Here is a 24,071-nt window from a genome sequence, read left to right on the forward strand (position 1 = left end):
ACGAGCCCCGTGCGCAGAGAATACGGAGCCCACCGGCGGAGTCCAGGCCCCTTGTCCGGCATACGGACAGCGCGCTCCGGTCGCGCACGCTCCCACAACGCCAGGACGCGCCCGTGGTGTAGACCACGAGCGCGTCGCTGACCAGCAATGATGCTGATGTGGGGGGTGGGTCGAAGGTGGTGCGGTGGTGCTTTAGAAGGTGAGGCTCCACGCGTCGATGTAGCCGGTGTCACCCGAGGCCACATCGCGGACCCGGAGCTTCCAGGTGCCGTTGGCGACCTCGTCCGACGCGTTGACCGTGTAGGTCGTCACGACGTTGTCGGCGCTGTCCGAGGACGACGAGGTCTTCAGGTTGCGCACCGTGCCGTCGGGGGCGACCAGGTCGACGACCAGGTCCCCGCGCCAGGTGTGCTTGATGTCCACGCCGACCTTGAGGGTGGCGGGCGCGTTGCCGGTGCGGCCGGCGACGGCGATCGAGGACGTCACGGTGGTGTTGTCCGGGATCGCCACGCGGGTCGCGTTGCTGAAGACGTTGCCGGCCGGCGGCGTGGTGCTGGTGACGGCGTTCACCGTCTTCGCCGCGTCGGCGATGCCCGCGCCGCAGCCGCCGGAGCAGGTGCCCGGCAGCGGACGGGCGTTGGCCTTGATCGCGGACTCGATGTCGGCCGGGGTGAGGGTGCTCTTGGCCGACTTCAGGAGGGCGGCGAGGCCGGCGATGTGCGGCGCCGCCATCGAGGTGCCCTGGTAGGGCTTGTAGTTCTCGGTCGACTGGGTCGTCGAGCCCGAGTTCAGCGTCGAGAGGATGCCGTTCTCGGGGGTGGTGACGGTGCCGGGCGTGTCGGTGGCGCGGCGGGTCTCGCCGCCGGGCGCGGACACGTCCACGACGGTGCCGTAGTTGGAGTAGTACGACCGGTTGCCCTCGCGGCTGGTCGACGCCACGGTGATGACGTTCGAGCAGTTGGCGGGGGTGAAGCCGGAGGTGTTGGCGTTGCTGTTGCCCGCGGCCACGACGACGGTGGTGCCGCGCGCGACGGCGCCGTTGATGGCGGTCTGGTAGACGCTCGGGCAGGTCGAGCTCGCGCCGCCCAGGCTCAGGTTGACGACCTTCGCCGGGGTCGGGTTGGCCGGGACGCCCGGCACGGTGCCGCCGGAGGCCCAGGTGATGGCGTCGGCGATGTCGGCGGACGAGCCGCCGCACTTGCCGAGCACGCGCACGGGCTGGATCTTCGCGTCGTACGCGATGCCCGCGATGCCCTTGGCGTTGCTCGTGACGGCGCCGATGGTGCCGGCCACGTGGGTGCCGTGCCAGGAGGAGGTGGAGGCCTTGGAGCCGACACCGCACTCGTTGTCGGTGGCGTTCCAGTCGCCCTCGTCCTTCGCGTCCGCGTCGCGGCCGTTGCCGTCGCGGGCGTCGCCGGAGGAGGAGATGAAGTCGTAACCGGAGACGACGTTGGCCGCCAGGTCCGAGTGGGCGGCGTAGCCGGTGTCGATGACGGCGACGGTGACGCCGGAACCGGTCGTCTTGTCCCAGGCCGCCGGGACGTTCATGCCGCCGGTGGGCTCGAAGAGGTCCCACTGCTTGGCGTAGTCGGTGTCGTTCGGCGTGACCGCCATCGCGTAGGCGCGGATGTCGGGCTCGACGGAGGCGACGGCCGGGTCGGCGCGGAAGGCGTCCATGACCTTCGTCACGTCCTGCTGGGTGGTGCTGTCGCCCAGGTCGACCAGGGCGGAGCCGGCGGCCAGCCGGCGCTCGAAGGAGAGCTTCTCGCCCGTCTTCGCGGCCTTCTCGGCCGTGTCGCTCTTCGCGGCGGCGTTGGAACCGGCCTCGGCGGCCTGGGTCTTGTACGTGACGATGAGCTTCTCGACCGGGGCGCTGGGCAGCGCCTGGATCGCCTGCGAAACCGGGGCGGGCTTCGGGGTGGGAGCGGCCGGGGCGGCGGCGAACGCCCCGGAGGTGGTGGCAGCGGCACCGAGGATCGCGGCGCCCGCGACCACGGATATGACTCTCCGCCTGGAACCGTTCAAGGTGTGGCCCTTTCGATTACGACGTAACTGCGGAGCAGTGGCGGCGGCGCGGGACACAGGGGCGAAGTGGGGGTCGCGGTCCGGTGTTCCCTGGGCTTGGGGGGCCCGTGCGCCGCCACCGGCGCGACGGCCCGGGTCAAGGCCGTCACCGGCGGACGCCACCCTTCACATGCACCTGTCATGGTGCGGCGCGGAGGATGATATCTGCCGGTGCGGAGGACAGTAGGGAACGGGGGGGTGAACCCGATACGGGGAAAACCCTTGTCACCCCTCGGGGGCGGCGGGGGGTCGGTGAGGGGGAAGGGGCACGGGCCCGCCCCGGCCCCGTCGGACGCCCTTTCCTTCGCCCCTTCGCTCGTCCCCTGGCTCGCGCCCCGGGGCGCCCCTTCGCTCAGCCCAGTTCGAGCGTGGTGACGCCGAAGACCCGCTCGCGGGCGACCGGGCGGACGGGCCCGGTGTACATCCGGGCCGTCTCGAACGTCGGCTCCAGGCCGCGCTCCAGGGCCAGGCGCGCCGCAGCCGGGTTGACCTCCGGCATGTCGACCGCGATCCGGTCCGAGCCGAAGTCCCTCGCCTCGGCGGCGAGTCCGTCGAGCAGGGCCGCCGCGTCCGCCGGACCGTCCGCGAACAGTGGCCCGATCCGAGCCTCGTCCTCGGCGGGACGAACCACCCCGTACCCGGTCAGACGCCCGTCGACGACCCGGGCGAGGGCGCGGTGCCCGGGGGTGGTGAGCCAGGCGGAGAGGAACCGCGGCCGGTCGGCGTGGTGGCAGGCGCCGTCGTACGCCGCGAGGCCGGCCGGACCGATCCGCCCGGCGGGCACCAGACCGGCCGCCGGGCGCTCGGGGACCGGGACCTCGCCCACGTACCGCGCCGTGCGGTACGCGGTCGTGAAGCCGGAGCGCCGGTAGTTGTCCTGCTGCGCGGGCACGCCGTCGAGCCCGACGGCCCGGCCGCCCGCGTGGCCGAGTGCGGCCCGCCAGGTGGCCAGGCCGTGGCCGAGGCCCCGGAGTCCGGGGCGCACGAGGTAGAAGCCGAGGAAGGCGTAGGCGTCGTCGTAGTCGACCACCGAGACGGCGGAGACCGGCTCCCCGCCGATCCGGCCGAGGAAGAACCCGCCGGGATCCTGCGCGAAGAACGCCGTGACGTCGGAGACCCCGGGGTTCCACCCCTCCTCGACGGCCCAGGAGCGCACGAGCGCCCAGTCCTGCGGCGTGGCGGGGGAGACGGTCAGCGAGCCGGGGGCCATGGGGGTGTCCTTCGACGGCCGGGAGGGGCGGGGCACGGGCGGGCCGGACGGCCCGGCCGACGGGCGGATATCCGGGCAAAGCGCGCCGAGCATAACGCCGCACGGGCTGCCGCCCGGCTTGCACCGATCGGATCCGGCCGTGGTTGGCGGGACTGAGGCGCTCCCGCGCCGGGGGCCTGCGCCCGGCGCGGCTCGGGTTGATCGGACCCGGCCGCGCCCGGCAAGGCCGGAACACCCCCGTCGTGTCCCCCGTGCCCGGCCGGGGCCCGGCTCAGTGCACCAGGCGCAGGCGTGGGGCGGCGACGCCGAGGTGGATCGTCTGGCCCCACGTCAGTTCCAGCGCGTCCGACTCGACGCCGTCGCCGAAGGCGACCAGGCGGTCCGACTCGACGGTCAGGCGCAGGCCCCGGCCGGAGTCGAGGAGGCCCTCGACGCGGGTGGTGCCGGTGGTCGGCGACGGCCAGGCCTCGCGCACGAACCAGGCCAGCCGGGGGTCCGACGGCGCGGGCAGCGCGAGCGAGCTGGAGCGCTGCTCCCACAGGGAGCGCAGCCAGCCCGTGGCCCCCGTGCCGGTGCCGACGAGGACGCCCGACGACGCCTGGGCCTCGGCCGGGGCGTCCGTCCCGTCGAGCCCGAGCGTGTACCGGGCGGTCTGGTGTCCCGGCGGCCCGACGTAGACCTCGTTGAGCGCGAGGAGCCGCTGCGCGTCGTCGGTGACGGCCTCGACCATCGTCAGCTCGTCGACCGCCGCGCCCTCCCTCGCCGCGTACGGCAGCAGCCGCCGCGCCTGCGCCGCCCGGTGCCGGACCAGGACGCCCGGATTGCGCCCCGGGTCGGCGTCGATGCCGACGACGGGCTGCCCGGTCAGGTACTTCGCCGCGTTGGCGACCAGGCCGTCCTGCCCGACCACCACGACGACGTCCTCGGGCCCGAAGAGGAACCGGTCCAGATCGGCGCGCTCCACCCGGGTCTGCCGCCACGCCAGCGGCACCGCGCCCGCCACCTCGGCGAGCGCCCGGTGGGCCCGCTCGTGCCGCTCCCGCACGGCCTCGACCGAGCGGCCGCGCGCGGAGAGGAAGAACGCGGCCTGCCCGTGCGTGCCGTGCCGGGCGAGCAGCTCCTCGTACTCCGTCGTCCGGTGCACGAGCACCGCGCGCGGCGCGAGGCTCACGACCGGGCCCCGCCCGTCCCGCCCTCGCCGCCCAGCCTGGCGAGCAGCCCGGTGAGCACGTCGGGGGAGAGCGTCAGGTGCTCGATCCGGGGCAGGTTCTCGGCGGCCCGCTGCACGGCGAGGGCGTGCAGGACGGCCGGATCGGCCTCCGCGTGCGCCCGCAGCCACGCGGACTGCGCCCCGGCGCGCGCCTCGCCGACCTCGCGCGCGGCCTCCGCCTCGGCCCGGGCGAGCCGGACCTTCCGTACGGCCTCGGCCTCGGCCCGCACCGCGTCGGCGGCGGCGTTCTCCTCGGCCTCGCGGCGTGCGTTGGTGCCGCGCTGCTCGACCAGCCGCTCCTCCTGCCGGGCCAGCTCGATCTTGCTGGCCAGTTCGTTCTCGGCGATGGCGCGTTCCCGTTCGACGGCGACCGCCCGGCGCTCGTAGGTGGCCCGGTCGGCCTCCTGCTGGATCTGCTCGCGGGCGGGGGTGCGCAGGGCGCGCTCGACCTCGGGCTCGGGGCGGATCGCCACGACCCGGACGGCGACGACTTCGATGCCGGTGTCCGGCAGGCGCGGCTCGGCGGCGAGGCCGGTCGCGATGCGGTCCCGTACCGCCGCCACGCCGTCGACGAGCGCGGCGGCGAGGGTGGTGCGGGCGAGGACGTCGAGGGCGTGCTGCTGGGCGGTCTCGGTGAGGAGGGTGGCGATCTGCTCCAGCGGGGTGCCGCGCCAGGCGCCCGTGTCGGGGTCGATGGAGAAGTCGAGCCGGGTGGCCGCCGCGCCCGGGTCGCCGATCCGGTACGTGACGGTGGACTGCACGCTCACGTCCTGGAAGTCGGCCGTGCGGGCGTGGAAGGCCATCGCCAGCTCCCGGTCGTTCACCGGCACCTCGGAGAGGGCGGCGGTACGCGGCCGGAACCAGAAGCTGAGCCCCTCGCCGTCGTGGACGAGCTTGCCCCGTCGCTGGTGGCGGATGTGCGCGGTGGGCGCGGAGCGCAGATGGCGCCAGCCGGCCCGCCGGGTGATGTCGGCCATGGAAACCCCCTTGTCGTCATGCTGACGATAGGGGGTGGATTCAGTTGTCGTCAAGGTGACGAATGGAGGCGTCGTCCGCCCTCTCACCGCACGAGCGGGACGCCCGCCGGCTCGGCCTCCGGCGCGGCGAGACCGGCGATCCGGGCCGCCGGAAGGCCCCCGGACTCGGCGACGGCCCCGGTGCTCGTACCGACGACGGCCCCGGCGCCCGTCCCGGTGGCGACCCCCGCCTCTCCCGTCCCGCCGCCGCCCTTCGTCAGGAGCACCACGCCCCGCGCCGCGATCAGCGACGCGCCGCCAGCGGCGAGCCAGCCCCACGCACCGGCCCGGAAGGTCTCGCCGAGGAGGGCCACGCCGATCACCGCGGCGGCCGCCGGGTTGGAGAGGTTGACGACGGCCAGCGGCGCCGCGAGCCCGCCCCGGTAAGCGGCCTGCGAGAGCAGCAGCCCGCCCGTGGCGAAGCCGGATATGAGCACCGCGAGCAGCGCGGTCTGCCACCAGGTCGGCTCGGCGCCGGGCAGGTCGAGGGCGAGCGCGGCCGTCAGGGTCTGGGTGAGCGCCGAGGCGACGCCGGAGGCGATCCCGGAGGCCGTGGCGTGCCCGAGTCCGCGCCCGGCCCGCCCGCCGTTCCCCTGGCGGCGGCCCGAGGAGAGCGCGGCGATCAGGAGCGCCGTCGCCGCGGCGACGGCCAGCGCCTCGCGCAGGCTCAGCGCCTCGCCGGGGGCCGCGGGCCCGGTGACGGCGACCAGGCCGACGAGGCCGGCCAGGGTCCACAGGGCCCCGCGCCACTCGGTACGGGTCACCCGCCGGCGCGCGCAGTACGCGCCGAGCGGCAGCGCCGCCACCAGGGTCAGCGCACCGAGCGGCTGGACCAGCGTCAGCGGCCCGTGGTGCAGGGCGGCCACGTGGGCGAGGGCCCCGGCGGCGTTCAGGCCGACGGCCCACCACCACTGCCCCCGGGCGAGCAGCGCGCGCAGCGCCCCGCGCCCGTCGGGGGAGGCGGGCGCGGCGGCGGCGAGCCGGGACTGGGCGACGGCGGCGAGCGCGTAACCGGCGGCGGAGACGAGGGAGAGGAGCACCGCGAGCGCGGTGCCGGCGGCGGGGTTCATCGCAGGGCTCCGACCGGGAGGGCCGCCGCTCCGGGCGGGCGGCGTACGGATGGGGTCGCCGTCCGGTGGCCGGGGGCGCGGACGGCGAGCAGCGCGAGGCCGAGGAGCGCGGCGGCGGCGAGCGCGTCGAGCCAGTAGTGGTTGGCGGTCCCGACGATGACGAGCAGGGTGACCAGCGGGTGCAGCAGCCAGAGCACCCGCCACCGGGAGCGGGTGGCGGCGATCAGGCCGATCGCGACCATCAGGGCCCAGCCGAAGTGCAGCGACGGCATGGCGGCGAACTGGTTCGCCATCGAGTCCGTCTCCGGCACGGCCCCGTACACGGAGGGGCCGTAGGCCCGGGCGGTGTCGACCAGACCGGCGGCGGCGAGCATCCGGGGCGGCGCGAGCGGCACCAGCAGGTGCAGCGCGAGCGCGGCGGCGGTGAGGAGCGCGAGCACGCGGCGCGACCACAGGTAGTGCGCCGGGCGGCGCAGGTACAGCCAGACGAGGAAGGCGGCCGTGGCGGGGAAGTGCACGGCCGCGTAGTACGTGTTCGCGGCCCGGATCAGCGGCTCGCCGTGCATCAGGAGCTGCTGGACGACCCCCTCGCCCGGCAGGTGGAGCGCGCGCTCGGCGTCCCAGACGCGGTCGGCGTTGTGGAAGGCGCGGACCTCGTGGCCGTTGGCGAAGAGCCGGCCGACCTTGTAGACGAGGAACAGGGCGGTGACGAGCAGCAGCTCGCGCAGGAGGGGCGGTCGCGGGCCCCTTCCCGGGGCCGTTTCGCCCTCCCCGGCCGCCCCGGCCTCCGCGCCGACGTCGGGACGGACGGGACCGGGGGTGGGCTTCGCCCCCGGTCCCGCAGGACGTGGTCCTGGTATCCCGCGTATCCCGGCAGCCATCGTGCGGCCCTCTAATCCGTCAATCAGTCAAATCGGCAACAAACGGAGGAAGCCTAGATCCGTTCTCATCGAGACGCAAGCGTATCGATACGTTTGCGTCTCGATTGTGCGCCCCCTACTCTCGTATGTGCAGAGCCAGGCCCGCGCGGGAGGGACGCCAGACCCGCGCGGAAGAGACACAGCGGGGACACGGAGGTGTCCGTCCGGGAGGGACCGATGTCCACACAGGCCGCGACCGCCGCCGCCCGGCGCAGCAAGATCACGCCGGAGCGCGAGACCGAGCTCTACGACGCGGTGCTCCGCCTCCTCCGCGAGGGCGGCTACGACTCGGTGACCATGGAGGGCGTCGCGGCCCTCACCAAGTGCGGCAAGGCCACGCTCTACCGGCAGTGGGGGACGAAACCCCGGCTCGTCACCGCCGCCCTCGCCCGGCGGCGCTGCGTCGTCTTCGGCGGCATCGACACCGGCACCCTCGCCGGCGACCTGCGCGAGGCGGCCCGCGTCGCCGCCTCCCACCACGAGCGCGACGCCGGCCTCATGGAGGCCGTGGCCCAGGCGTACATCCAGCACCCCGACCTGCGCGCCGCGCTCCGCGAGACCGTCATCGCCCCCGAGATCGCGTCCATCGACGCGATCGTGGCGCGCGCGGTCGAGCGCGGCGAGGTCGAGGCCGGGAACCCCGCCGCCGACCTCGTGGCCCCCGCCTTCCTCGGCATGCTCCGCATCGAGCGGATCTGCGAGGAGCGCTTCACGGACACCTCGGCCATGCGGGCCTTCGTGGACGCCGTCCTCCTTCCGGCGCTGCGCGCCACCGGGTGAGCCGGGGTGCCGTCCGGCACCCCGGGCCCATGGCCGCACACACCCCCGCCGTCCGCGTCCGCCGCGTCTACGGGACCCCCTCGCCCGACGACGGGGTGCGCGTCCTGGTCGACCGCCTCCGGCCGCGCGGCCTCGCCAAGGCGGACGCGCACGTCGACGAGTGGCCCAAGGCGCTCACGCCCTCCACGGAACTCCGCCACTGGTACCACGGCCCCGAGGGCGCGTACGAGGAGTTCCGCCGCCGCTACGGGGCCGAACTCGCCGCCCCGGCCGCCGCCGAGGCCCTCGCCAGCCTGAAGGACCTCGCGACCCGGCAGACGGTCACGCTCCTCACGGCGACCAAGGACCCGTCGACCAGCCACGCGGCCGTACTGCGCGAGGAGATCGAGGGAGCGGAGGAGTAACCGGCTCAGGGGGCCGGGAACGGTCCAGGGGAGCCGGGGCCGGCCCAGGGGAGCCGGGGCCGGCCCCGGAAGGCCGATGTCGGCCCGGAGGAGCCGGGGCAGCCCAAGGAGGTCAGGGGCCGGGCCAGGAGGGCGACGTCGGCCCATGGAGCCGGGGGCCACCCCGGGGGAGCCGGAGTCGGCCCAGGGGGAGGCGAGGCCGGTTCGCCGGGGAAGCCGGAGTCAGGCGGCGTCCCGGCGCAGCCTCGGCGCCTCGGCGGCGGCGTCGACCGCGCCGGGGCCCGCGCCCCCGTCCCCCTCGCCCCCTTCCGTACGGGCGGCCAGCTCCCGCGCCCAGGAGACGAGCCCGCCGACATCGATCCCGTACGGGCCGGGGCCCGGAGAGCCGCCCGCAGGCGAGCCACCCGTCGGCACCCCGCCCGCCGCCAGCCGGTCGGCGCCGCGCCGCAGCAGCCGCGCCCCGCCCGCCGCGTTGCCGCGGGCCGCGTGCGTCAGGCCCACGGCCAACTGGGCGAGCCCTTGCCACAGGTCCCGTTCCGCCTCCGGCCCGGACTTCCAGGCGTCCTCGAAGACCTCGTGCGCGTGGAAGGGCATCCCGGCGTCGAACAGCCGCTGCGCCTCGCGCAGGGTCGCGCCGGGATCCCGTACGACCCCCTCCGGCTGCCGGGGCACCCCCTCCGCCCCGTACGGCAGCGGCCGGCCGAGCCCGTCGCGGGGGCGGGCGCTGCGGGCCCGCCCCTCCTCGTCGCGGTCCCTGCCCCGATCATGCGTGGTCCGGTTCACCCCGCCATTGTCACCCCCGGAACGATCAGGAACGCTAGGCTCGTCCGACAAGCGCTTCGTGCCGGTCCGTGTGGGTCTCACCGGCCGCGGCGCGCAAGAAGCTCGGGTAGGGGAGTGAGTCACCGGTGTCGTCGGATCCCGAACAGCCGTCGCCCGTCACGCCGTTCGCGCCCATGGTCCCGGACGGGTCCCACGGCGGGCTGCTCGAACGCGACCCGGAGCTCGCCGCGGCCGCGCACGCCGTGGACGAACTCGTCGCCGGGGCGACGGCCGGCGGCCCGGTGCGCGGCGGCATCCTCGTCTACCGGGGAGAGGCGGGCATCGGCAAGACCACCCTCCTCCGCGAGATCCAGCGCACCGCCCGGGACCGCTGCACCGTCCTGACGGCCCGGGGCGGCGAGACCCTCACCTCGGTCCCGTTCCACGTCACCCGTCAGCTCCTCCAGCCCGCGCTCGACCGCTTCGACGAGGAGGACGTACGCCTCCTCTGCGGCGGCCACTTCGACCTGCTCGCCCCCGCGCTCGGCCTCGCCCCGCCGCCTTCGGCGTCGGCCGCGCCCGCCGACCCGCAGGGCGTCCGGGACGGCCTGGCCAAGCTCCTGGAACGGCTCGCGGACCGGCTGCGGGACCGGCCTCCGGTGCTGCTCGTGGACGACGCGCACTGGGCCGACGCCGAATCCCTGGCGTGGCTCGACGCCTTCACCCGGATCCGGCGGGACCGCCGGCTGCCCGCCCTGGTCGTCCTCGCCCACCGCCCCCTGTCGGAGGGCCCGCAGCGCACCGGCGTGCCGGCCGTCCTCGCCGCGCTCGCCGACCGGGCCGTCGTGACCCTGGGCCTGCACGCCCTCACGCTCGACGCCACCGCCGCGCTCGCCCGGGAGACGCTGGGCGGCCACGCGGACGAACCGTTCTGCCGCGAACTGTGGTCGGTGACCTCGGGCAACCCGTACGAGACGGTCGAGCTCCTCGCCAAGGCCCGCGACCGGATGCTCGAACCCGTCGCGGGCTCCGCCTCCCTCCTCCGCGGCCTCGGCGCCGAAGCGCGCGGCGGCGGGCTCGTCGCCCGCCTCGAAGAACTCGGCGTCGGCCCGACCCAGCTCGCCCGGGCGATCGCCGTCCTCGGCGCGGACAGCACCCCGGGCCTCCTGGCGTCGCTCGCCGGAATGAACCCGACCGAGGTCGCCGAGCACGCCGAACTCCTCCGCCAGGCGAGGATCGTGACGACGCGGGCGGACAGGGAGGCGCAGACCGGACGGGCACAGGGGAAGCCGACCGGGCCGGACGCCGACCCCGGCACGGAGGACGCCTCCACCCCGACGACGACGCGGGAACCCACCCACCCGGAACCGGCCTTCCCGGAGCCCACCCACCCGGAATCGGCCCCTTGTGAACCGGCCCTCCCGGAGCCCGCCCACCCGGAGCCCACTCACCTGAAGCCCGTCCATCCGGGGGCCGCCAACCCGTCCCCCGCCCACCTGGAGTTCGCGCACCCCCTCATCGCGTCCGCCGTGTACGGCTCGATGTCACCGGCCGCGCGGACCGCCCTGCACGGGCAGGCGGCCTGGGTGCTCACCGCGGCGGGCCACGGGCCGGCCGCCGTCTCCCGGCACCTCCTCGAAGTGCACCCGGACGAGGACCAGGACGTCGTCGCCCAGCTGCGGGCCGCCGCCGTCGAGCACCTCGCGGTGGGCGCCCCGGACGCGGCCCGGCGCTGCCTGGAGCGGGCCCTGACCGAACCGCCGGGCCCCGACGCGTACGCCACGGTGCTCTACGAACTCGGCTGCGCCTCCCTGCTGACCGCGCCCGCCGCCACCGTCCGCCATCTGAGCTCCGCGCTCGGCCTGCCGGGCCTGGGCGACGACCTGCGCATCGACGCGACCTACCGGCTCGCCCAGGCCCTCGCCCACAACAACCAGCTCCGGGAGGCCGCCCGGGTCCTCGCCGCCGAGGCGGCCCGCACCCCGCCCGGCACCGACCGCCGCCGCCTGCAGGCCGCGAACTTCATGTACGAGGGGTTCCAGGCCGTGGAGGAGGACGGCCCCGCCCGCTCCCGCCGCCTGGCCGACCTCACCGCGCACTTCACCGGCGCGGACAACTCCGAACGGGCCCTCCTCACGGTGCGCGGGTTCGACGCCATGATGCGCGGCGAACCCGCCGACGAGGTCGTACGCCTCTGCGACCTCGCCCTCGTCGACGGCATACCGGCCCGGGGGCTCGGCTGGACCGACCCCACGTGGGGCTTCGAGATCCCGTCCCTCACCGGCATCGCGTACGCCTTCTCCGACCGTCCCGACCAGGCGGGGATCCTCTTCACGGAGGCGGTCCGCGCCTTCGAGATCTCGGGCTGGAGCGGCGCCCACCTCGCCTTCGCCCACACCCTCCTGGGCCTGGTCCACCGGCGCCGCGGCAACCTGCCGCGGGCGCAGCACTACCTGGAGGAGGGCCTGCGCCTGGCCGACCGGGTCGGCAACGGCCTCCCCGTCCACTGGGACACCGCCTGCCTCCTCTGGTCGACACGCTCGTCGCCCGGGGACGCACCGCGGAGGCGCGGAGCGTGGCCGACCACTACTCCTTCGGACCGCCGTGGCCGGGCGCGATCGTCCTGCCCGACGGCCCCAGCGTCCTCGGCCGGCTCCTGCTCGCGGAGGGCCGCGTCGAGGAGGCGGTGGACACGCTGGAGGCGGCGGCCGAGGCCCTGGTCGGCCGGGGCCGCCACCACGTCGTGTGGGCGCCCTGGCCCCTGGACCTCGCGCGGGCGCTCGCCCCCACGGACCCGGACCGCGCGGCCGGGATCGCCGCAGAGGCCCGGGCCCACGCCGAACGCATCGGCACCCCCACGGCCCTCGGCGAAGCCCTCCGCTGCACGGCCCTCGTCGCCGACCCGCCCGAGGCCCGCCGCCTCCTCACCGAGGCGGTCGCCCACCTGGCCGCGTCCCCCTCCCGCTACGAGGAGGCCCGCGCCCACCTCGACCTGGCCCGCGCCACCGGCTCCACCGCCGCCCTCGCGAAGGCCACCGAGCTGGCCGCCGCCTGCGGCGCCTCCCTCCACACCCCCGACGCCGTGACAGCCCGTGCGTCGTTCCACCCGCCGGAGTGAGGTAATGTTTTCCCTGCACGCCGACGCGGGAACAACCCGCCGAGGACGCGCATCGGGACGTGGCGCAGCTTGGTAGCGCACTTGACTGGGGGTCAAGGGGTCGCAGGTTCAAATCCTGTCGTCCCGACTTTTCGGAGTCGTGTGTCGAGGGGCCTTTCGGAGAGATCCGAAAGGCCCCTCGACCGTTTTCAGGACCGTTCGCACAGGTCGTGCAGGCCGCACAGGGCCGTCAAGATTTCGCCCCGGCGCTCCCTCCAGAGGAGCCACCGGCCTTCTGTCGTCGAGAAGCGTCAACTCGCTTGGCTCGCACTGTTGGTGATGGTTCGAAGGGGTGTCGTCCCTCGCCCGTATCACCATATGGACTAGACCAATATGGCGATCGGGCGGCCTCCACCTGGGGTGCTTCGAGCGCGACCTGCGGCGTTCGCGGCGAACCGTGAGAGGCGGGAGTGACCTGGGGAGGCTATTGGTCTAGACGTTTCGCGTGGGGCGTCGTTACATGGTCTGCGCACGATCAAGGGAGCTCCCGCACCATCGTTTTCGTCTCTCCACGCAATCGGAGGAAACTCATGGTCAAGAGTCTGTCCGCCCTCGCCGGCCGCGCCTTCGCGCGGGTTCTGCCCCAGGAGACCGCCGCCGCCGCGTGCGCGTGCCCGGCCGGCAGCTCCAGCTGGTGTTCGGGCGAGAACCTGTACACCCGTTTCTGCTGCTCCTGGAACTGCGCCGCCAAGCCCACCTGCACGGTGACCGTGGTGTACGGGGCCTGCTGACCGATCGGCCCGGCACCGGGTCCCGGTGGCGCAGGAGCCGCCGGGACCCGGCACCGCCGGCGACGAACTCCCGCCCGCACCCCGGGACGAGAAGGGGACGCGAGACATGGACTACCTGCTCTTCGGCGCCCGGTGCGCCCTGACCCTGACCCTGCTGGCCTCGGCCGTCGGCAAACTGCGCGCACCCGGCGACCTCGGCCGGACCGTCGCCGAGCTGGGCTTCGTCCCGCGACGCCTCACCGGAGCCACGGCCGCGGCCGTGATCGCCGCCGAGGTGGCGGCGGCCCTGCTGGTCTGGCTGCCCGGTACGACGGGCGTCGCCGCCTTCCTCGGCGCCGGCGCGCTCCTCGCGGCCTTCACCGCGGTGCTGGTCGTCCTGATCCGCAGGGAGGACGACGTCTCCTGCGCCTGCTTCGGCGCCTCGCGCACCCCTGTGGGACCCGCCCACCTCGTACGCAACGGCGTCCTGCTGGCCGTCTGCGCACTCGGGGTCCTCGCGGCGGCCGGCGGAGCGGGTGCCGTGGTACCGCCCGAACCGTCGGCCGCGTTCGCGGCCGGGGCGATCGCGGTCGTCGTCGGCGTCCTGGTGATCGCCACCGACACCCTGACCGGTCTCTTCGCCCGGTCGGAGTGACACCGGCCGGAGCGGCACCGCCCGGAGTGACACCGGCCCCGCCCCGCACGTACCTCCCGCGCAGGCGCACCCGTCGAGAACACCGGCACCGCGTGTGCCGCACCGGTGGCCCTCCGACCACCCCAGCACACGGAAATGAGGCACAGTTGTCCGTCACCACCACCGTCGTCGTCTGTCTGAACGCCGTCGTCGGCGTCCTCAACCTGGTCCTGCTCCTGGCGCTCGCCCGCCGCATCGCCGACTCGGGCCACGGCCACGGCGGAAGCGCCGGGGAGGCCGCCGTCACGGTGCCCGAGAACAAGCTGGCCGACGGATCGCCCGCCCCCGCCTTCCGGGTGGCGACCCGTCAGGACGGCGTGCTCACCGGGGCGGACCTCCCCGGGCCCGCGGCCGTCGGCTTCTTCTCCACGACCTGCCGCCCCTGCCGCGAGCAGGCCCCCGGCTTCGCGCGGATCGCCTCCACCGTTCCCGGCGGGCGCGACCGGGTCCTCGCCGTCATCAAGGGATCCGGGCAGATCGCCGACGACCTCGTGGAACTGCTCTCCCCCGTGGCCCGCGTCGTCGTCGAGGCCGACGACGCCAACGACCCCACCCTGCACCCCGGCATCGGCCCGGCCTCCGAGGCCTTCGGCATCGTCCGCTGGCCCAGCTACGTGGAGATCGGCGCCGACGGGCGGATCGCCAACCGGGAGTCGGCGACCGAACTGTTCGGCGACTCCGCCGCCGAACTCGCGCCCCAGACGGTCTGAGCACCGCCGTGGACACCGCACCGGACGACGGCACGCGTCGCCGCACCCTCGAAGCGCTGCGCTCCGCGGCCGCCGCCTTCGCCCTCGCCTGGCGGTCGAGCCCGGCGACGGTCGGCGCGTACGTGACGGTCAGCGTCGTCGCGGGCCTCCTGCCCACCGCGGCGGCCCTGCTGGTGAGCAGCCTCCTGGACCGGCTCACCACCCCCGGCGGCGGCTCGCTGGTGCCGGTCGCGCTGCTGCTCGTGGCCGCGACGCTCGGCACCTCGCTGATCACCCCGGTCTCGGAGTTCCTGCGCAGCGAGAGCACCCGGGCCCTGCGGGTGCGGGTGCAGCACGAGATGCTGGACGGCGTCAACCGGCTGCCGGGCATGCGCCACTTCGAGGACCCCGCCTTCCAGGACCGGCTGCGCCTCGCCCAGCAGGCCGCCGGCAACGCCCCCGACCTCCTCGTCGGTTCGGTGGTCAGCGGCCTCCAGGCGGCGGTGCTGCTCACCGGCTTCCTCGTCACCGTCTTCGTCATCAACCCCGTGCTCGGAGCGGTCACGGTCCTCCTCGCGGTACCGGCGCTGCGGACCCAGCTGGCGGCCGGCCGGCGCCGCGCCGAGGTGCTGCGCGAGACGATGGGCAACAGTCGCCGCGAGATGTTCTACGGAAGCCTGCTGTCGGACACCGACACCCTCAAGGAGGTGCGGCTCTTCAATCTCCAGCGCTACTTCACCGACCGGGCGGCGAGCGAACTGCGCACCGTCGTCCGCGCGGAACGCGGCACGGACCTGCGCAATCTGCGCGAGCGCGTACCGGACCTGGTCCTCGGCGCGGCGGTCTTCGCCGCCGGGCTGCTCTGGGCGGTCCGCGCCGCCGACCGCGGCGAACTGACCGTCGGCGACCTGTCGGTGTTCGTGACGGCCACCGCCGGCATCCAGCGCGGCGTCGCGCAGCTCGCCTCCACGGCCTCCACGGCGTACCAGGCGGCCCTCACCTTCACGTTCTTCCGGACCCTCCGCGACGTCCCCCCGGACCTGGTGCTCACCGAAAGCCCCCGCCCGGTGCCCGGCCTGGCCGGACACATCGAGCTGCGGGACGTGTGGTTCCGCTACACCCCCGAGTCCCCGTGGATCCTGCGCGGGGTCGACCTGAGCCTCCGGGCCGGCGAGGTGACGGCGCTCGTCGGCGTCAACGGCACCGGCAAGAGCACCCTGGTGAAGCTGCTCTGCCGGCTCTACGACCCGACGCGCGGCCGGATCCTGTGGGACGGGGTCGACCTGCGCGACGTCGACCCGGCCGACCTCCGGGAGCGGATCGCCGCCGTCTTCCAGGACTACGGCCGCTACGACCTGACGGCCGGGGAGAACATCGGCATCGGCCGCGTCGCCGACGCCGGACGCGAGGACCTGGTGGCCGAGGCGGCCGGCTCGGCCGGGGTGCACGAACGACTCTCACGGCTCGGACAGGGTTACGACACCCTGCTCAGCCGGATCTTCGCCTCCGCGGGCTCCGCCGGCGCGGCCGTGGGCGAACTGCTCTCCGGCGGCGAGTGGCAACGCGTCGCCATCGCACGGGCGTTCATGCGCCGCGACGCCGACCTGATGGTGCTCGACGAACCCAGTTCCGGCCTGGACGCGGCGGCGGAGCGCGAGATCCACGACAGCCTGCGCACCCTGCGCGCCGAGGCCACCGTGCTGGTCATCTCGCACCGGCTCAGCACGGTCCGGGACGCCGACCGGATCGTCGTCCTCGGCGGGGGTCGCGTCACGGAGAGCGGCACGCACGACGAACTCCTCGCCCGGGACGGCACCTACGCGAGGCTGTTCCGCCTCCAGTCGGAGGGGTACGCGCCCCAGGAGCCGCTGGACGCCCCGCTCTTGCCGCCGGGGCCGGGCGGAGTCGCTGGATCGGGCGGTGCCGGAGGGCCGGGCGGTGCCGGTGGACCGGGCGCCGACGGCGGACCCGGTACGGGCGGTGGCTCCGACGCCGCCGACCCGCCACGTACCGCCGCCATCCCCCGTACCACCGACACCGTCCCCATCGCCGACGTCCCGGTCGGCTCGCGGCCACCCGTGGACGCCCGACCGGCCGTCCCGCGATGACCGCCCCGTCCGTAGCGTCCCCGTCCGTACCGTCCCCGGGCCGGGCGCACCGGACCCCGGCGCGCGGCGGGACGCGGCCGCCGCGCACCGTACGCCCCGCCGGGCGCCCCGGCCCACCACGCGAAGGACACCCGCCGATGACCGCAGTCACCGTCGCCCTGATCGCCACCGCGGCCCTGATCGTCGGGGGCCTCGCGGCGGCACGGCACGTCCTGATCGCCGTCACGGTGCACGGCGCCAGCATGTACCCGGCCCTCGCGCCCGGAGACCGCATCCTGGTCCGGCGGGCCGCGGCGCCGGCCGCGCGCCCCCGCGTCCGCCGGGTCGTCGTCCTGCGCCGCGACCGCATCCCCGGGGCGGGCCCGGACGGCCTCGTCGTCAAGCGCGTCGCCGCGGGCCCGGGGGACCGGATGCCGTCCGCGGTCGGCGACGGCGTCGTCCCCGACGGCCACCTCGTCGTGCTGGGCGACAACCCGCACGTCAGCACCGACTCCCGCGTGTGGGGGCCGGTGCCCCTCGACAGCGTCGTCGGGACCATGGTCGGCCGCCTCGCCCGTCCCGGCCGGCCCCGCCCGGCCGGGACGGGCGAACGGACGAGGGGCTGACGCCCACCGCGTACGACGGGGGCTCCGGCCGTGGCGTCCGGAGCCCCGGCCCGGTCACGGAGGCCGGGCGGCGGCAGTCGGCGCGGGGAAAGTCTTCCCGGATCCGGCAATGAACCGGCGCCCCTCCGTGTGACACCATGATCCGGCCCGCGTCGGCGCCCCCGTGAGGGGACGTCACGGGCCGGGCCGGGAGCGGGGATCGGCGTCCGAGGGGGAGACCATGACCGTAGTGCCCCAGGCGAACGGGCGGCTGCAGACCGGCGGCCACATGGTCGTGTGCGGGGACGACGCGCTCGCGCACCGGATCGCCGCCGAGCTCGCCGACGTGTACCGGCAGGCCGTCACCCTCGTCGTACCGCCACCGGCCGGTTTCGAGGGGGCGGGGAGCCCGCCGACGAGCCTCTCCCGGGCCTCGGCGCTGCTCGGGCGGATGAGCGCGGCGGTCGGGCGGCCCGGCGGGCCGCCCCTGGACGGCGCGGACACCGGGCAGGGCGCGGGGGTGCGGGAGGTGACCGCCGCCGTCCCCGACGCGCAGGTCCTCGCGGCGGTCGGCGTGGCGCGGGCCGCCGCCCTCGCCCTCCTCTACGAGGACGACGAGGCCAACATGCGGGCCGCGTTCCTCGCCCGCCGCGTCAACCCGAGGATCCGGCTCGTCCTGCGGATGTACAACCGGAACCTCGGCCGGCGCATGGCGGAACTGCTCGACCAGGCCACCGACCTCACGGTCCCCGAGAACGTCCGCGGCCGGCACGACACCTCGACCGTCGTCCTCTCGGACGCCGACACCACCGCCCCGGCGCTCGCCGCCACCGCCGTCGTCGGCACCCGCAAGATCGTCCAGGCCGACGGACTGCTGCTGCGCGCCGCCGAACGGCTCCCCAGCAGCCCCGGGGACGTCGCCGCGCCCGGCCTCGCGACCCTCGCCCTGCTGTCCTCCACGACCAGCGACCCCGCCGGCGCCGAGGGCTCCGACCGCAGCGGCCCGCAGGCCCCCCAGCTGCTCCCCGACGACGACGCCGTACGAGCCGCCGCCGGGCGCGGCACCATCGTCCTGGAGGCCGTCACCCACGAACCGGCCACGCCCCGCAGGCGCACCAGCCGGGGCGCCTCCTTCAAGGAACTCCTCTCGCGCCGGCTGCGCTGGGCCCTCGCCGGCGTCGTCGCGGCCGTGACCGTCCTGGCCGTCGTCTCCTCGGTCATCACCGACGAGTCCCCGCCGCACGCCGTCTACGTCACCCTGCTCGACCTCTTCGCGATCGCCGAGCCCGCCGTCGAGGAATCCGCCCCCCGGCAGATCCTCCAGCTCCTCACCGGGTTCGTCGGCCTCGCCCTGCTGCCGCTGCTCGTCGCCGGCGCCCTGGAGGCCCTGGGGGCCTACCGCAGCGCCGCCGCGCTGCGCCGGCCGCCGCGCGGGCTCGCCGGCCACGTCGTCCTGCTCGGCCTCGGCAAGATCGGCACCCGCGTCCTGGCACAGCTCCGCGAGCTGGACATCCCCGTGGTGTGCGTGGAGGACGACCCCGACGCCCGGGGCGTCGCGCTCGCCCGCAGCCTGCGCGTCCCCGTCGTCCTCGGCGACGTCACCCAGGAGGGCGTACTGGAAGCGGCCAAGGTCCACCGCGCGCACGCGCTCCTCGCCCTCACCAGCGCCGACACCACCAACCTGGAGGCCGCGCTTTACGCGCGCACGCTCGCGCCGGACCTGCTCGTCGCCCTGCGCCTGTACGACGACGACTTCGCCACCGCCGTCTACCGCACCCTGCGCGCCGCCCACCCCGACGCGCTCACCCGCAGCCGCAGCGTCTCCACCCTCGCCGCGCCCGCCTTCGCCGCCGCCATGATGGGCCGTCAGATCCTCGGCGCCATCCCCGTCGAGCGGCGCGTGCTGCTCTTCGCCGCGCTCGACGTCGCCGGACAGCCCCAGCTGGAGGGGCGGACCGTCCGGGAGGCCTTCCGGCCCGGCGCCTGGCGCGTCCTCGCCCTCGACACCACCGCCCCGCAGGCCCGCCGCCCCGACCTCACCGCCGCCCACGACCGCGACGACCCGCCGGGCCTCCTGTGGGACCTCCACGCCGGCTACGTCCTGCGCCCCGAGGACCGCGTCGTGATCGCCGCGACCCGCGCCGGCCTCGCCGAACTCCTCGAAGGATCCCGTACGCCCTCCGGCCGCGGGCGGTGAGCCCGGACCGCCCCCGTCCCCGGACGGAGACCTGACGGCCGGAGACCTGACGGAGTCGGTGCGACGGGGCGCGCCACACGGCAGAATTCGTACCGGACAAGGCCGCCGTGTCCGTACCGTGATCTACGGTGGGTCTCCGAAAGGTCCCACGGGACCGGCGAGTTACCGATCGGCCTAGGCTACGGGGGAGTGTCGTGCGGACCGAGTTCGTCGACCGTGTGGAGCACATGGCGGAGCTGCGCGAGCTGGCGGCGGGCCTCTTCGCCGGGCGGGGCGGGGCCCTCGTCCTGGACAGCATCGCGGGGATGGGCAAGACCTCCCTGCTCGGCGCGTTCTCCCGGCTGTCCGCCGAGGACCCCGGGCTCCGGCGGCTGCGCCTGGTGGGCGCCCGCTGCCATCCGGGCATTGGCCCCGGCCTCGTGTACGGCCCCGTCGTGGACCTCATGCTCCCCCTCGCGAAGGGGGTGAAGCAGCCGGGCCCGGTGCGCCAGTTCCTGAGCTTCACCCGCCGGGGCGTGGTGAGGACCGCGCCCGAACTCCTGTCGGCGATGGTCCCCGGCCTCGGCATGGCCTTCACCATCGGCCAGGAGGTCACCCAGGCGTCGCTCGCCACCGGATCGATGCCCTTCGACAGCCTCCAGCCCTTCCAGCAGGGAGTGGCGCTGCAGATCGTCGAGGCCCTCGTCGACCTCGCCCGCTCGGGCGACCCGATCCTGCTCACCGTCGACGACGTCCAGCACATGGACCCCAGCAGCATGCTGGTGGTCGACCGGCTCCTGCACCAGCTCTCCGACGCCCCGATCGGCCTCGTCCTCAGCCACACCACGGACGCCGTGGCCGGCGGCGGCCACGCCGCCATGGTCGAGGAGATGCTCCAGCGCTGGGCGGACGACGGCGTCCTGACCCGCCGGCGGCTCGGCGGCCTGCCGCCCGACGCCGTCCACGAACTGGTGCGGAGCACCCACCCCACGGCCCCGGCCGCCTACTCCGAGAAGCTCACCCGGCTGACGGACGGGCACGCCGTCTTCGTACGCCTCTGCCTGGACGAATGGCGTCCGGACGCCGGCGACGAGGTCGGCCTGCCGCCGAGCCTCACCCGGATCGTGGAGACGCGCATGGGGGTCCTCCCGGCGGAGGACCGCGAACTCCTCGCCGTGGCCGCCACCCAGGGACCGGTCTTCCTCTCCCGGGTCGTGGCCGGCGCCCTGGGCGCGCGCGACGAAGACGTGATGGAGCGGCTGCGCCGGATCGCCGGCACGGGACTCGTCGAGCTGACCTCCCCGCCGGCCTGGGCGACGGAGGAGGAGTCCGACTGCTACCGGTTCCAGCACGGCGCGCTGTGGCGCGTCGTCTACGAGCGGCAGACCCCCGGACAGGCCTGGGCCCGGCACGCCGCGGTCGCCCGCGCCCTCACCCCGGAGCGGCCCCGCGACGACGTGCCGCTCCCGCTGCGCCTGGAGATCGCCGGCCATCTGCGGCGCGGCGGCCCCCGCTGCCTCGCGGCCTCCGCCGAGGCCCACGCCGAGCTGGCGAGGACCGCGGCGACCGAGGGCCTCTCCTTCGCCGAGGCGGAGCGGCACTGCGAGGAGGCCCTCCGGGCCGTCCGGGCCCTGCCCGCGGGCGACGCGGCGCGCGACCGCCTGCTGATCCAGGTCACCGAACTGCTGCTGTCCCTGACGGAAGTGCGGTGGCGCGGCAGCAGCACCCCGGCGGGAGGCCCGGACATCGACGCGCTGGCCGCCGACGCGGAGGCCGCCGCCGCCCGGTGCGGCCTGCCCGAGCTGCGCATCCGCACCGCCCTCCTGCGGGGCAAGACCCTGCTCGCGACCCGGGGCCTGGTGCCCTCGCTCACCAAGCTGCGCGAGGCGGTCGACCTGGCCGAGGAGCACGGCGACCCCGTCGCCCTGTTCGTGGCCCGGGTCGAGTACGGCCGCCAGGTCTCCAAGCGGCGCCTCTCCGACGGCCTCGCCCAGCTCCGGGAGGCCGAGCGGCTCTACGCCACCGACCCCCGGCTCGGCGACCGCGAGGACCCCGTGCTCCAGCACGCCCGGAACCTGGGCGAGATGCAGCTCGGCGTCTCCCTCTTCGACAGCGGAGACCTCGGTGAGGCCCTGGAGCGGCTGCGGCGCTGCACGGAGCGGCTCGCCGGCGAGACCCTCCGCGCCGAGCTGCCGATAGCGCTCAACTACCTCGCGCAGGTGTACACGGCGCTCGGCGAGGAGGCCGAGGCCGAGGAGGTCCTGCGCCGGGCCCTGGAATTCGAGGCCGAGCGGGGCGGGGACAGCGGCTGGCACGCCTACAACGCCGCGCTGCTCGCCCAGCTCCTCGTCCGGCACCCCGCCCGCGGCGCGGAGGGCGTCCGGCTGATGGAGCAGGCCTGGGCGGAGACCGAGCGGACCTGGCTGGCCAACCTCGTCCCGATCGTCCGGAACCTGTACGCCCAGACCCTCCTGGAAGCGGCGGAGCCGCCTGCGGACGCCCTGGAGCGGGCCGGACGGCTCGCCGTGGACACCGTCCTGGAGACCCGGAACAGCGGCATGATCCGCAGCGAGATCGCCGCGCTCTCCCTCCGCAGCCGCGTCCTCCTGGCCCAGGGCGACCGGACGGAGGCGGAGGTCTCGGCGCGCGAGGCCCTCCGCGTACTGGACGAGGTCGGCGACATGCCGGCGCTGCGCACGGAGGAGGTGCTGTACCGGGCGGCCGTCGTCCTCCGGGAGACGGGGAACCACGCCGAGGCCCGGTCCCTCCTCGGGCGGGCGCGGGCCGTGATCGCGCGCAAGGCGGAGAGCATCCCGGACGAGCGCCTGCGCGAGGGGTTCCTGCGGAACGTCCCCCTGAACCGGGCCGTCCTCGACGCCGAGTGGGGCGAGCGGTGACCCCGGGGCACCGCGACGCGGCGGCCCGGGGCCGCCGTGTGAGACTGGGGCGGCCATGCTGACCATCACCAAGGAGTTCCACTTCTCCGCGAGCCACGTGCTCGACCGGCTGCCCTCGTGGCACCCGTGCGCCCGGATGCACGGGCACAACTACGTGGTCGTCCTGGAGCTGTCCGCGCCGCGCGACGCGCTTACCGAGGCGGGGTTCGTGCGGGACTACCGGGAACTCGACGCGTTCAAGAAATGGATGGACGACACCCTCGACCACCGTCACTTGAACGAAGCGATGGGGGGTGTCTCCCCTTCCGCCGAGAATCTCGCCGTGTGGATCTTCGACCTCTGGAGTGAACGCCTGCCGGAGCTCACGGCGGTCCGGATCTCGGAGACGCCCAAGACCTGGGCCACCTACCGGCCGGCCGCCCGCGGCGGCGAGGACGCGCCGTAGGCGACGGGCACGGCCCGGTGGCTCTCGGGCCGCGGCCTTCAGGGCCTGTCACAGCTCCTGGTCCGGCCAGCCCAGGAACCGGGCGCCGATGACGGCGGTCTGGAGGGTGTAGCGCTGGGCGGGATCGCCGGGGTCGGTGCCCGTGAGGCGGTGGATCCGGTCGAGCCGGTAGGTCACCGCCCGGACGCTCAGGGAGAGCTGCCGGGCCGTCTCGGCGGCGACGCAGCCGGTGTCGAAGTACGCGGTGAGCGTGTCGAGCAGCGGCCGGGCGCCGCCCCGCGCCTCCTGGAGCGGGCCCAGGACGCTGACCACCAGGTCGGCCATGGCCTGGCGGTCGCGGGTGAGGACCGGATAGACGAGGAGGTCGGCGGCGCGCAGGACCGGGTCGTTCAGGTCCAGGCGGGCGGCCAGGTCCAGGGCGTTCAGGGCCTCCTCGTACGACTGGACGACGCCGCCCGGGCCCGAGTGGGGGCGCCCGAGGGCGACCTGTCCGCCGTCGGTCGCCGCGTACGCCTGCTTCGCGAAGAAGGACAGCACCTCCGGCTGGTCGGCCGGGGCGACGCAGACGAGGCGCCCCTCCTTCGTGGTGATCAGGATGCGCCGCTGGCCGAACCGGGCCACGAGGGACGCCTCGACGTTCCGCGTGACGGAGGCGCCGTCCTCGTACGGCTCCCTGCCCTGCGCCACGGCCACCGCGTGCGCGTGGGCGAGCAGCAGGCCGAAGCGCTCGGCGCGCTGGGCGAGGCGCCCGAGGTCGCTGCGTCCGTACAGCAGGTCGTCGATGAACTCGCGCCGGTACGCCTCCTCCTGACGCACCGCCAGGACTCCCGCCCGCTCGTGCCCCTCCGCGAAGGCGTCGACGGCCTGCTCGACGGCGGCGAGGAGGTGGTCGCCGGCGGCGCGGGGCAGCTCCGCCCGCAGCTCCCCGGCGGCCGAGAGGTGCGACCGGATCAGGGCGCGCAGCCCGATCCCGGCCTCGGCGGCCCGCTCGCCCCGGGCCCGCAGCGCCTCCAGCTCGTCGCGGGTCAGCCGTCGGCCCGTCGCCGAGGCCTCCGCCAGGATCTCCGCGTACCCCTCCAGGTACTCCCCGGACATCACTCGTTCCACCGTCGTCCTCCCCGCCCCTGTGTGCCGACCGCCCCCCCTCGACGCACGGACCCGGTCGCGGGCCGGAC

At 75.5% G+C, this 24,071-nt stretch carries 18 protein-coding genes, 1 tRNA gene and 2 pseudogenes; 13 read left to right on the top strand and 8 right to left on the bottom strand.

Features of this window, described 5'->3' with window-relative positions; all coding sequences use genetic code 11:
• Positions 1 to 192 precede the first annotated feature (192 nt).
• The 6 genes from CP977_RS29190 to CP977_RS29220 form a co-directional block, all read right to left on the bottom strand.
• Positions 193 to 1,995: a S8 family peptidase gene (locus tag CP977_RS29190; RefSeq protein WP_183953252.1), complete on the bottom strand. Its 1,803-nt coding sequence runs from the start codon at positions 1,993 to 1,995 to the stop codon at positions 193 to 195.
• A gap of 421 nt (positions 1,996 to 2,416) precedes the next feature.
• A complete protein-coding gene (locus CP977_RS29200; protein ID WP_109184457.1) occupies positions 2,417 to 3,274 on the bottom strand; it encodes a GNAT family N-acetyltransferase in 858 nt (285 codons plus the stop codon).
• Between the two features lie 271 nt (positions 3,275 to 3,545).
• The gene (locus tag CP977_RS29205; protein WP_152371070.1) at positions 3,546 to 4,445 is read right to left on the bottom strand and encodes a diacylglycerol kinase catalytic domain-containing protein; all 900 of its coding nucleotides are present in this window, start codon (positions 4,443 to 4,445) and stop codon (positions 3,546 to 3,548) included.
• Positions 4,442 to 5,461, bottom strand: a complete 1,020-nt coding sequence (locus CP977_RS29210) for an SPFH domain-containing protein (RefSeq protein WP_062751113.1) — start codon at positions 5,459 to 5,461, stop codon at positions 4,442 to 4,444. The genes CP977_RS29205 and CP977_RS29210 overlap by 4 nt, the downstream gene beginning before the upstream one ends.
• An 83-nt stretch (positions 5,462 to 5,544) precedes the next feature.
• Positions 5,545 to 6,570: a DMT family transporter gene (locus CP977_RS29215; RefSeq protein ID WP_167308968.1), complete on the bottom strand. Its 1,026-nt coding sequence runs from the start codon at positions 6,568 to 6,570 to the stop codon at positions 5,545 to 5,547.
• Positions 6,567 to 7,451, bottom strand: coding sequence for a phosphatase PAP2 family protein (locus tag CP977_RS29220; protein ID WP_152371071.1), 885 nt, complete (start codon positions 7,449 to 7,451; stop codon positions 6,567 to 6,569). Before CP977_RS29220 ends, CP977_RS29215 begins: the two co-directional genes overlap by 4 nt.
• 216 nt (positions 7,452 to 7,667) lie before the next feature.
• On the opposite strand from CP977_RS29220, the gene CP977_RS29225 reads away from it, so the two are divergent.
• Both CP977_RS29225 and CP977_RS29230 read left to right on the top strand, forming a co-directional pair.
• On the top strand, positions 7,668 to 8,270 hold the full coding sequence (locus CP977_RS29225; protein WP_062751111.1) for a TetR/AcrR family transcriptional regulator: 603 nt from the start codon (positions 7,668 to 7,670) through the stop codon (positions 8,268 to 8,270).
• A 29-nt stretch (positions 8,271 to 8,299) separates the two neighbouring features.
• The gene (locus CP977_RS29230; protein ID WP_152371072.1) at positions 8,300 to 8,674 is read left to right on the top strand and encodes a DUF488 domain-containing protein; all 375 of its coding nucleotides are present in this window, start codon (positions 8,300 to 8,302) and stop codon (positions 8,672 to 8,674) included.
• 222 nt (positions 8,675 to 8,896) lie between these two features.
• Here CP977_RS29230 and CP977_RS29235 read toward each other — a convergent pair whose 3' ends face one another.
• Positions 8,897 to 9,457: a DUF309 domain-containing protein gene (locus tag CP977_RS29235; RefSeq protein ID WP_062751107.1), complete on the bottom strand. Its 561-nt coding sequence runs from the start codon at positions 9,455 to 9,457 to the stop codon at positions 8,897 to 8,899.
• A gap of 173 nt (positions 9,458 to 9,630) precedes the next feature.
• Here CP977_RS29235 and CP977_RS34980 point away from each other — a divergent pair.
• From CP977_RS34980 to CP977_RS29285, 11 genes and pseudogenes are all read left to right on the top strand, one after another.
• Positions 9,631 to 10,185, top strand: a pseudogene (locus tag CP977_RS34980) (ATP-binding protein); the annotation flags it as partial.
• 747 nt (positions 10,186 to 10,932) lie between these two features.
• A pseudogene (locus CP977_RS34985) lies at positions 10,933 to 12,554 on the top strand (ATP-binding protein); the annotation flags it as partial.
• 53 nt (positions 12,555 to 12,607) lie between these two features.
• Positions 12,608 to 12,681 (top strand) — tRNA-Pro (locus CP977_RS29245).
• A gap of 442 nt (positions 12,682 to 13,123) precedes the next feature.
• Positions 13,124 to 13,324, top strand: coding sequence for a hypothetical protein (locus tag CP977_RS29250; RefSeq protein ID WP_062751105.1), 201 nt, complete (start codon positions 13,124 to 13,126; stop codon positions 13,322 to 13,324).
• Between the two features lie 106 nt (positions 13,325 to 13,430).
• Complete coding sequence (locus CP977_RS29255) at positions 13,431 to 13,958, top strand: MauE/DoxX family redox-associated membrane protein (protein ID WP_063915183.1); 528 nt, start codon at positions 13,431 to 13,433, stop codon at positions 13,956 to 13,958.
• Between the two features lie 146 nt (positions 13,959 to 14,104).
• On the top strand, positions 14,105 to 14,707 hold the full coding sequence (locus CP977_RS34990) for a TlpA family protein disulfide reductase (RefSeq protein ID WP_229991465.1): 603 nt from the start codon (positions 14,105 to 14,107) through the stop codon (positions 14,705 to 14,707).
• Between the two features lie 8 nt (positions 14,708 to 14,715).
• Positions 14,716 to 16,794 (top strand): ABC transporter ATP-binding protein, encoded by a 2,079-nt coding sequence (locus CP977_RS29265; RefSeq protein ID WP_229991464.1) that lies wholly within the window; start codon positions 14,716 to 14,718, stop codon positions 16,792 to 16,794.
• 137 nt (positions 16,795 to 16,931) lie between these two features.
• Positions 16,932 to 17,399, top strand: a complete 468-nt coding sequence (locus CP977_RS29270) for a S26 family signal peptidase (protein WP_167308967.1) — start codon at positions 16,932 to 16,934, stop codon at positions 17,397 to 17,399.
• A gap of 220 nt (positions 17,400 to 17,619) precedes the next feature.
• Complete coding sequence (locus CP977_RS29275; RefSeq protein WP_229991463.1) at positions 17,620 to 19,575, top strand: potassium channel family protein; 1,956 nt, start codon at positions 17,620 to 17,622, stop codon at positions 19,573 to 19,575.
• A gap of 194 nt (positions 19,576 to 19,769) precedes the next feature.
• Positions 19,770 to 22,451 carry an AAA family ATPase gene (locus CP977_RS29280; protein ID WP_152371074.1) on the top strand — a complete coding sequence of 894 codons (2,682 nt, stop codon included), beginning with the start codon at positions 19,770 to 19,772 and terminating at the stop codon, positions 22,449 to 22,451.
• 55 nt (positions 22,452 to 22,506) lie between these two features.
• On the top strand, positions 22,507 to 22,896 hold the full coding sequence (locus tag CP977_RS29285; RefSeq protein ID WP_109184465.1) for a 6-pyruvoyl trahydropterin synthase family protein: 390 nt from the start codon (positions 22,507 to 22,509) through the stop codon (positions 22,894 to 22,896).
• Positions 22,897 to 22,944: 48 nt separating this feature from the next.
• On the opposite strand, the gene CP977_RS29290 is transcribed toward CP977_RS29285, so the two are convergent.
• Positions 22,945 to 23,991 carry a PucR family transcriptional regulator gene (locus CP977_RS29290; RefSeq protein ID WP_104860348.1) on the bottom strand — a complete coding sequence of 349 codons (1,047 nt, stop codon included), beginning with the start codon at positions 23,989 to 23,991 and terminating at the stop codon, positions 22,945 to 22,947.
• Positions 23,992 to 24,071 lie beyond the last annotated feature (80 nt).

It is taken from the genome of Streptomyces cinereoruber (genome assembly GCF_009299385.1).
GTDB classification, from domain to species: domain Bacteria; phylum Actinomycetota; class Actinomycetes; order Streptomycetales; family Streptomycetaceae; genus Streptomyces; species Streptomyces bikiniensis.

Excerpts from the sequence above, each read along its gene's own strand:
- CP977_RS29200 (WP_109184457.1), bottom strand. The coding sequence starts at position 3,274 with ATGGCCCCCGGCTCGCTGACCGTCTCCCCCGCCACGCCGCAGGACTGG.
- CP977_RS29290 (WP_104860348.1), bottom strand. The coding sequence starts at position 23,991 with ATGTCCGGGGAGTACCTGGAGGGGTACGCGGAGATCCTGGCGGAGGCC.
- CP977_RS29250 (WP_062751105.1), top strand. The coding sequence starts at position 13,124 with ATGGTCAAGAGTCTGTCCGCCCTCGCCGGCCGCGCCTTCGCGCGGGTT.
- CP977_RS29210 (WP_062751113.1), bottom strand. The coding sequence starts at position 5,461 with ATGGCCGACATCACCCGGCGGGCCGGCTGGCGCCATCTGCGCTCCGCG.
- CP977_RS29275 (WP_229991463.1), top strand. The coding sequence starts at position 17,620 with ATGACCGTAGTGCCCCAGGCGAACGGGCGGCTGCAGACCGGCGGCCAC.
- CP977_RS29285 (WP_109184465.1), top strand. The coding sequence starts at position 22,507 with ATGCTGACCATCACCAAGGAGTTCCACTTCTCCGCGAGCCACGTGCTC.
- CP977_RS29255 (WP_063915183.1), top strand. The coding sequence starts at position 13,431 with ATGGACTACCTGCTCTTCGGCGCCCGGTGCGCCCTGACCCTGACCCTG.
- CP977_RS29270 (WP_167308967.1), top strand. The coding sequence starts at position 16,932 with ATGACCGCAGTCACCGTCGCCCTGATCGCCACCGCGGCCCTGATCGTC.
- CP977_RS29230 (WP_152371072.1), top strand. The coding sequence starts at position 8,300 with ATGGCCGCACACACCCCCGCCGTCCGCGTCCGCCGCGTCTACGGGACC.
- CP977_RS29215 (WP_167308968.1), bottom strand. The coding sequence starts at position 6,570 with ATGAACCCCGCCGCCGGCACCGCGCTCGCGGTGCTCCTCTCCCTCGTC.
- CP977_RS29220 (WP_152371071.1), bottom strand. The coding sequence starts at position 7,451 with ATGGCTGCCGGGATACGCGGGATACCAGGACCACGTCCTGCGGGACCG.
- CP977_RS29225 (WP_062751111.1), top strand. The coding sequence starts at position 7,668 with ATGTCCACACAGGCCGCGACCGCCGCCGCCCGGCGCAGCAAGATCACG.